This is a genomic window from Algoriphagus faecimaris (genome assembly GCF_900101705.1).
Classification (GTDB): Bacteria; Bacteroidota; Bacteroidia; order Cytophagales; family Cyclobacteriaceae; genus Algoriphagus; species Algoriphagus faecimaris.
On sequence record NZ_FNAC01000025.1, the window covers coordinates 60,745 to 67,137 of the forward strand.

Here is a 6,393-nt window from a genome sequence, read left to right on the forward strand (position 1 = left end):
AAATTAATATTCAAAGGTCCCGTAAGGGCTCTGAATGGTTACTTTTTTGCTCTCGGCGGCTTCCACTCTTCCGATAATCTGAGCTTCTACCCCGTGGGATTCGGCAATATCGATGATTTCCTCGGCGTAGCGCTCGTCAAGATAAACCTCCATCCGGTGCCCCATATTGAAGACTTTGTACATTTCTTTCCAGTCGGTAGCACTTTCCTCTTGTATGATTCTAAAAAGTGGTGGAATATCGAAAAGGTTATCTTTAATAACATGCACTTCATCGACAAAGTGTAAAACTTTAGTCTGTGCTCCTCCTGAGCAATGCACCAACCCATGAATATGCGGCCTGAGGTAATTGAGTACGTCGACCATAATAGGTGCATAGGTTCGTGTGGGCGAAAGCACCAATTTTCCCATGTCCACAGGAGCTCCCGGAGCCGGATCTGTCAAGTTATATTTTCCTGTGTAAATCAAATCCTCAGGTACAGCAGGATCAAAAGACTCAGGGTACTTACTTTTTAATAGCTTATTAAATACATCGTGTCGGGCAGAAGTCAACCCGTTGGAACCCATGCCGCCATTGTATTCTGATTCGTAATTGGCTTTGCCAAAAGAGGCCAATCCCACGATTACATCTCCGGCTTGGATTTTATCATTGGAGATGACATCTGTTCGTGGCATCCGGCAGGTGACGGTGCTGTCTACGATGACAGTCCGAACTAAGTCTCCTACGTCTGCGGTTTCTCCACCCGTCAGAACAGCATTGACCCCATTGTCTCGGAGCATCTGCAAGACCTCTTCTGTGCCTTGAATGATAGCTGAAATGACTTCGCCAGGAATCAGATTTTTATTTCTTCCTATGGTAGAGGACACTAAGATATTATTGATCGCACCCACACAGAGCAAATCATCGATATTCATAATGATGGCGTCTTGAGCGATTCCCTTCCAGACGCTGAGGTCTCCGGTTTCTTTCCAGTAGAGGTAGGCAAGGGAGGATTTGGTTCCGGCTCCATCAGCATGCATGATATTGCAAAAATCAGGGTCATTGCCGAGTGTGTCTTCGACGATTTTGCAAAAAGCTTTTGGGAAAAGTCCTTTGTCAAGGTTGGCGATGGCCTGATGCACATCTTCTTTGGAGGCGGAAACACCGCGCTGCATGTAGCGCTCGTTCATGGGATTTTGGGATTGGTTACCAATGGACAAAGTTAATTAATCCCTTTCATTGAAGAAGGAAATGCGGTGGAAATATAACTTGCTTCGCTCGTTGAGGTACGCTTTGCGAAATATACATCTCTTAGCTCGGTAATATAAGATTCCTTCGATCGCGAGATACAACTCACTTTGTTTGTTTAAATTGGCCTTACGAAATATACCTTGCTTAGCTCGGTGAAATACGCCTTCGGCGAACTATAGCCTCGTTCCTCGGCTGAGATAGGCTTCCGTCTTCGATTTTTCCCCTTACTCAAACATCTCCTCGATCAACTGCGTGTAAAAGTCTTTTACCTCCATTCCTATCGCTCGAACCTGCTGAGAAATCAAACTGGTTTCGGTTTGGCCCGGTACGGTATTGATCTCAATGAAGAAAAATTTGCCGCTTTCTTTTTCCAGAAAATAATCCACTCGAACAGCCCCTTTACAGTTGAGCTTTTCATAAATCTTTTCTACAATTCGGCTGACCCGGCTTGCCTCTTCCTCATTCATTCGACCCGGAGTGATTTCTTCAGTTACCCCTGCGGTGTATTTGGCTTCGAAATCAAAGTATTCTTTGCTACTGACAATTTCCGTCGCTGGCAATACGGTGATTTTTCCTTTTCCTCGAAAAACCCCAATCGAAAACTCTCTTCCTGAGACAAATTCTTCGACCAAAACCTGCTTGTCCTCAGCGAAAGCACTAGCTAAAGCTTGTGGTAATTCTTCCCAAGTTTTTACTTTACTCATCCCGATAGAGCTGCCTCCATTATTGGGTTTGATGAAAAGGGGTAAGCTCAATTCCTTCTTTATCCGCTCTTGATTTGTGGCAGAGTTCTCAAAAAGTTGCAGTGATTTCGCAATATAAAGCTCGGGAATATCATCTACGATGGCTTTGGTGTAGCCCTTGTTCATAGTAATGGCTGAGGTCAGCTGATCGCAGGTGGTATATGGAATATTCAGCATGTCAAAATAGCCGGCCAGTTTCCCGTCTTCACCTGGAGAACCGTGCAGGATATTGAATACCCCATCAAAGGTGATTTTCTCATCCCCTATGCTGATAGAAAAATCATTGAGATCCACAGGGATCTTTTCTCCTGAGGCACTTTCAAAATACCAATCTCCTGGATAAATCAGGATTTTGTAGACATCGTAGCGATCACGGTCGATTGTTTTTTCTACGACAGCAGCACTTTTGAGTGAGATGACAGATTCGCCGGTGAAACCACCGGTAACCAAGGCAATTTTTTTCTTCATGTTGGGGAAAAATTTCTAGAGCAAAATAGGAGAAAATCTGTGGATGCTGCAAGTATTCGATACTCTCCGAGAGTTCTAAAATCCCTCGGAGAGTTTGGAAGTAGGAAAAGGACTGAATTCTTAAAGTTTACCAAAAAATTCAATCCGGCTAAGAGAAGCTTTTGGAAGGTAATGTCCTCAGTGCCTTATTTTCTTATATTCGCCCAACAAACTAGAATAACCCAAAAATAGATTAACTGATGATAAAAAGTTGGAAAATAGAAGGCCTGATGCTGCTTATCTTATCAATGAGCATTTTTACCCTACAGGCTCAAGAGTTAAAGAAAGTTACTCTAGAGGATGTTTTTAAGAAAAACACCTTCAGCCAAAAATCTGTCTATGGCATCAATTGGATGAAAGATGGACAATATTACAGTTCCCTGGTCAATCGTGGAGGTTCGCCGATGGTGGTAAAAATCAACTTGGCCTCTGGTGAGGAAGAAGCGGTGCTGCTGGATGGGCGCAAACTGGGCGTGAATTTTACTTCCTACTCATTCAACGCTGATGAATCCAAAGCGCTGATCGCCTCCGATGTAGAGTCGATTTATCGAAGATCTAGCAAAGGAATCTTTTATGTGGTCGATATGGCAAGTGGAGAAAAGCAGCAGTTGATGAACGGAGAAAAAATCTCCTATGCTACGCTCTCACCTGATAACGATAAGGTTGCTTTTGTCAAAGAAAATAACCTCTATTTGGTGGATTTGGCTAGCAGTGCCTTGACGCAAATCACAAGAGATGGAGAATGGAATAAAATAATCAATGGATCTGCCGATTGGGTGTATGAAGAGGAATTTTCCATGGCCCAAGCTTTCAAATGGTCACCGGATGGTAAAAAGATCGCTTTTATCCGATTTGATGAGTCCGAAGTTCCCGAGTTTAACATGCAGCTTTGGGGATCACTTTACCCTGAGGACTATCGGTTCAAATATCCAAAAGCTGGAGAGAAAAATTCAGAAGTGAGCATTCATGTCTTTGATGTCGCCTCCGGAAAAATTCAGAAAATCGATACTGGTCTTGAGACTGATATTTATCTGCCAAGGATCTACTGGACTCAAGATGCAAATCAACTGGCTTTTATCCGACTCAATCGACTTCAAAACCAACTGGACCTTTTTCATGCCAATGCCACCACAGGAGAGAGCAAGCTGATTCTTTCAGAAAAATCTGAGACCTATGTGGATCTGAATTACAATGACAACTTGCAGTACCTCAGCGATGGGAAGAGCTTTATTCGCACTTCGGAACAAGATGGATTCAAGCATATTTATCATCATGCGATGGATGGTAGCTTGATCCGGCAAATCACCACAGGCAACTGGGAAGTTGCAGACTTGGTAGGTGTGGACGAAAAAGCCAAAAAAGTCTACTTTGTGTCTACAGAGGCTTCTCCGCTTGAAAGGAACTTTTACTCCATAGATCTGAATGGGAAAAACAAAAAGGCCTTGACTCCTGCTACCGGTACTCATCGGATCAATATGAGCCCGGATTTTCGTTTTTTCATCGATTACTACTCGACGACCGAGCACCCACAAGTGGTCACGCTAAATGACAATGCTGGAAAAACGATCAAAGTATTGGAAGAAAATACAGAATTGAAGGAGCGAGTGAAGGGTTTTGCTTTGGGGCAGAAAGAGTTTTTTACTTTCCCAACGGTAGATGGTACAGCGCTCAACGGCTATTTGATCAAGCCGGCAGACTTTGATCCCAATAAAAAGTATCCTGTACTCATGTACGTTTATGGTGGTCCGGGTTCTCAGAATGTCTTGAATGCTTGGGGAGGAACTCGTGACTTTTGGCATCAAGCCTTGGTCGCTGAGGGAATCATCGTTGCCTGTGTAGACAATCGAGGTACAGGAGCAAGAGGGCGTGATTTTAAGCATTCCACCTATGCTAATTTGGGTAAAATTGAAACTATCGATCAGATCGAAGGCGCCAAGTTTTTTGCCAAGCAGTCCTTTGTAGATCCTGAGCGAATTGGTATCTGGGGCTGGTCTTATGGCGGATACATGTCTTCACTTGCTTTAATGATTGGGAACGATGTATTCAAAACAGCAATTGCCGTGGCTCCAGTGACTACTTGGAGATATTATGACACAATCTACACCGAGCGCTACCTGCAGACTCCTCAACTCAATGCTGCCGGATATGATGACAATAGCCCAATTACTCACGTGAATAAACTGAAGGGCAATTATCTTCTAATCCATGGTACAGGGGATGATAATGTGCACTATCAAAACACAGTTGATCTGGTCAATGCCTTGATTTCTGCCGATAAGCAGTTTGAGACATTCTATTATCCCAATCGAAACCATGGGATTTACGGAGGAAATACGACTTGGCATTTGTACACGCAGATGACGGATTTCTTGAAAAGAAAGCTTTAAGTAATAGACCGCAGGATGAGAGTTCTGCGGTTTTTTATTGTTTTAAGATAGTCTCGAGGAAAGAAGAAAAGTTTATTTCTCTTGAAGGGAATTTTCGATCAATAAGATTCGATAGAAGTCGAGGAAAATGTGAGTCAGAATGCAAAAATGAAACCTCACATAAGAATTTTAAGGGGGGCTTCGAGTCCGTTCAGCCTGACATAGATTCAGATAAACCAATAACAGATGCCATTTTACAAAATAACTTTCTAGAGCTCCATTGGATTAAAAATTTCCAGTCCCTTTACTTTTTCAAAATCCTTTTGATTGTGAGTTAATAATTCCTTTCCCTGTACTAGAGCTGAAGCAGCTATTACAGCATCAGGAATTTTAATGTTTAATCTCTTTCTAATGCGGATTGTTTCGTCCTTGACATCTTCAGACAGTTCTATTTTTCTGAAATGAGATAAAAAATCCGAAATCACCAGTTTTTCCTTTTCTGTGAGTTTTTTCCAAGATAAAAGTTCTATTTCTGTAATGATGGAATAATATTGATCACGTTGATATAATTCCTCCAAAAGTGAGAGTTTGGAGGATTCTGGAAGTAGATCCTGCAGAAAAAAATTATTGCATTTGTATCCCATACCATTATTCCCAGTTTCTAAATTCCTTAATATCTTTCTCAATCTCAGTAATGGGCATCTTTTTAACGCTGCCAACATACTTTTCCCAATCTACCGTTGAACTGGTTTGCCCTTTATTAATTTCTATCAATTTTTGTTTCGCAAGGGCTTCAAGTTTTTTGAATGCCTTCTTATCAAGGATACTAATCGTTATTTTTTCCATAGCTCAATTTACTAATTTAATCTGATCAAGGTAGAATTTCATCCGGCTGTGGTCTCGGGGCAAAAAGTCGATTTTGTCAATCTTATCTTCTTTGTGATTGTAAAAAACTTCTACGTATTCGTTTTCCAAAAGATAGAGATTGACCTTGTGCCGATAGTAGCGAATAGCCACCACAAAAGTGCCCTCTAGGTAAAGGGTTTTGATCTTTTGGTGCAAAGGCATATTCTTAAATTCCTCTCGGCTCATAGAAATCTGTTTCTTCTTTGACTCCAAATTAGCCAAAATGGTTCGCATTTCGAATAAGCTTTTGATATAGAAAGTCGAAATGCTGCTTCAATTGAGTAGTACGGTATGTAATTATGGATCCTAAAGGCCATAAAAAAGAGGCTGTCTCAAAAATAGATAGTTTAAAGGCTAGTCGATTTCTCGGCTAGCCTTTCCTGTTTAACTCAAATGTTGTAATTTGAGGTGTGCAAAAACAAGACTTAAATGTAGGCTTTAAAGACTACAATCCCAACCAGCTAATGTTTCTTCCACCAAGTTTGGAAGAACTTATTCCGTTAAACCATCCCGGACGAACCGTCAACCAGATTATTGACCAGATTGATCTTAGTTCTGTTTATAATCGGTTCTCTGAAAATGGGGCTAGTAGTTACCATCCCAAACTGTTGTTGAAAGTTCTGGTATACGGCTATCTGGAAAA

The 6,393-nt window shown here is 41.7% G+C and carries 7 protein-coding genes; 2 read left to right on the plus strand and 5 right to left on the minus strand.

The features are described from left to right. Window positions 1-3: 3 nt before the first annotated feature. Both BLQ57_RS13385 and BLQ57_RS13390 read right to left on the minus strand, forming a co-directional pair. On the minus strand, window positions 4-1,167 hold the full coding sequence (locus BLQ57_RS13385; RefSeq protein ID WP_087940014.1) for an AIR synthase related protein: 1,164 nt from the start codon (window positions 1,165-1,167) through the stop codon (window positions 4-6). 285 nt (window positions 1,168-1,452) lie between these two features. Then, complete coding sequence (locus BLQ57_RS13390) at window positions 1,453-2,439, minus strand: D-alanine--D-alanine ligase (RefSeq protein ID WP_087940015.1); 987 nt, start codon at window positions 2,437-2,439, stop codon at window positions 1,453-1,455. A 269-nt stretch (window positions 2,440-2,708) separates the two neighbouring features. Between BLQ57_RS13390 and BLQ57_RS13395 the strand changes: the two genes are divergently transcribed. Then, complete coding sequence (locus tag BLQ57_RS13395; RefSeq protein ID WP_394331271.1) at window positions 2,709-4,865, plus strand: S9 family peptidase; 2,157 nt, start codon at window positions 2,709-2,711, stop codon at window positions 4,863-4,865. Window positions 4,866-5,113: 248 nt separating this feature from the next. On the opposite strand, the gene BLQ57_RS13400 is transcribed toward BLQ57_RS13395, so the two are convergent. From BLQ57_RS13400 to BLQ57_RS13405, 3 genes are read right to left on the minus strand one after another with little or no spacing between them, the layout of a single operon-like run. Further along, window positions 5,114-5,488, minus strand: a complete 375-nt coding sequence (locus BLQ57_RS13400; RefSeq protein WP_169712758.1) for a type II toxin-antitoxin system VapC family toxin — start codon at window positions 5,486-5,488, stop codon at window positions 5,114-5,116. A 4-nt stretch (window positions 5,489-5,492) separates the two neighbouring features. Beyond that, window positions 5,493-5,690, minus strand: a complete 198-nt coding sequence (locus tag BLQ57_RS21185; RefSeq protein ID WP_169712759.1) for a hypothetical protein — start codon at window positions 5,688-5,690, stop codon at window positions 5,493-5,495. Between the two features lie 3 nt (window positions 5,691-5,693). After that, window positions 5,694-5,936: a hypothetical protein gene (locus BLQ57_RS13405; protein WP_087940020.1), complete on the minus strand. Its 243-nt coding sequence runs from the start codon at window positions 5,934-5,936 to the stop codon at window positions 5,694-5,696. 278 nt (window positions 5,937-6,214) lie between these two features. Here BLQ57_RS13405 and BLQ57_RS21340 point away from each other — a divergent pair. Further along, the coding region (locus BLQ57_RS21340; protein ID WP_394331272.1) for a transposase at window positions 6,215-6,393 on the plus strand (179 nt) is incomplete at its 3' end.

What these genes read in the sequence shown, in the direction of transcription:
- BLQ57_RS13395 (WP_394331271.1), top strand. Translation starts at nt 2,709, where the DNA reads ATGCTGCTTATCTTATCAATGAGCATTTTTACCCTACAGGCTCAAGAG.
- BLQ57_RS13385 (WP_087940014.1), bottom strand. Translation starts at nt 1,167, where the DNA reads ATGAACGAGCGCTACATGCAGCGCGGTGTTTCCGCCTCCAAAGAAGAT.
- BLQ57_RS21185 (WP_169712759.1), bottom strand. Translation starts at nt 5,690, where the DNA reads ATGGAAAAAATAACGATTAGTATCCTTGATAAGAAGGCATTCAAAAAA.
- BLQ57_RS13390 (WP_087940015.1), bottom strand. Translation starts at nt 2,439, where the DNA reads ATGAAGAAAAAAATTGCCTTGGTTACCGGTGGTTTCACCGGCGAATCT.
- BLQ57_RS13400 (WP_169712758.1), bottom strand. Translation starts at nt 5,488, where the DNA reads ATGGGATACAAATGCAATAATTTTTTTCTGCAGGATCTACTTCCAGAA.
- BLQ57_RS13405 (WP_087940020.1), bottom strand. Translation starts at nt 5,936, where the DNA reads ATGAGCCGAGAGGAATTTAAGAATATGCCTTTGCACCAAAAGATCAAA.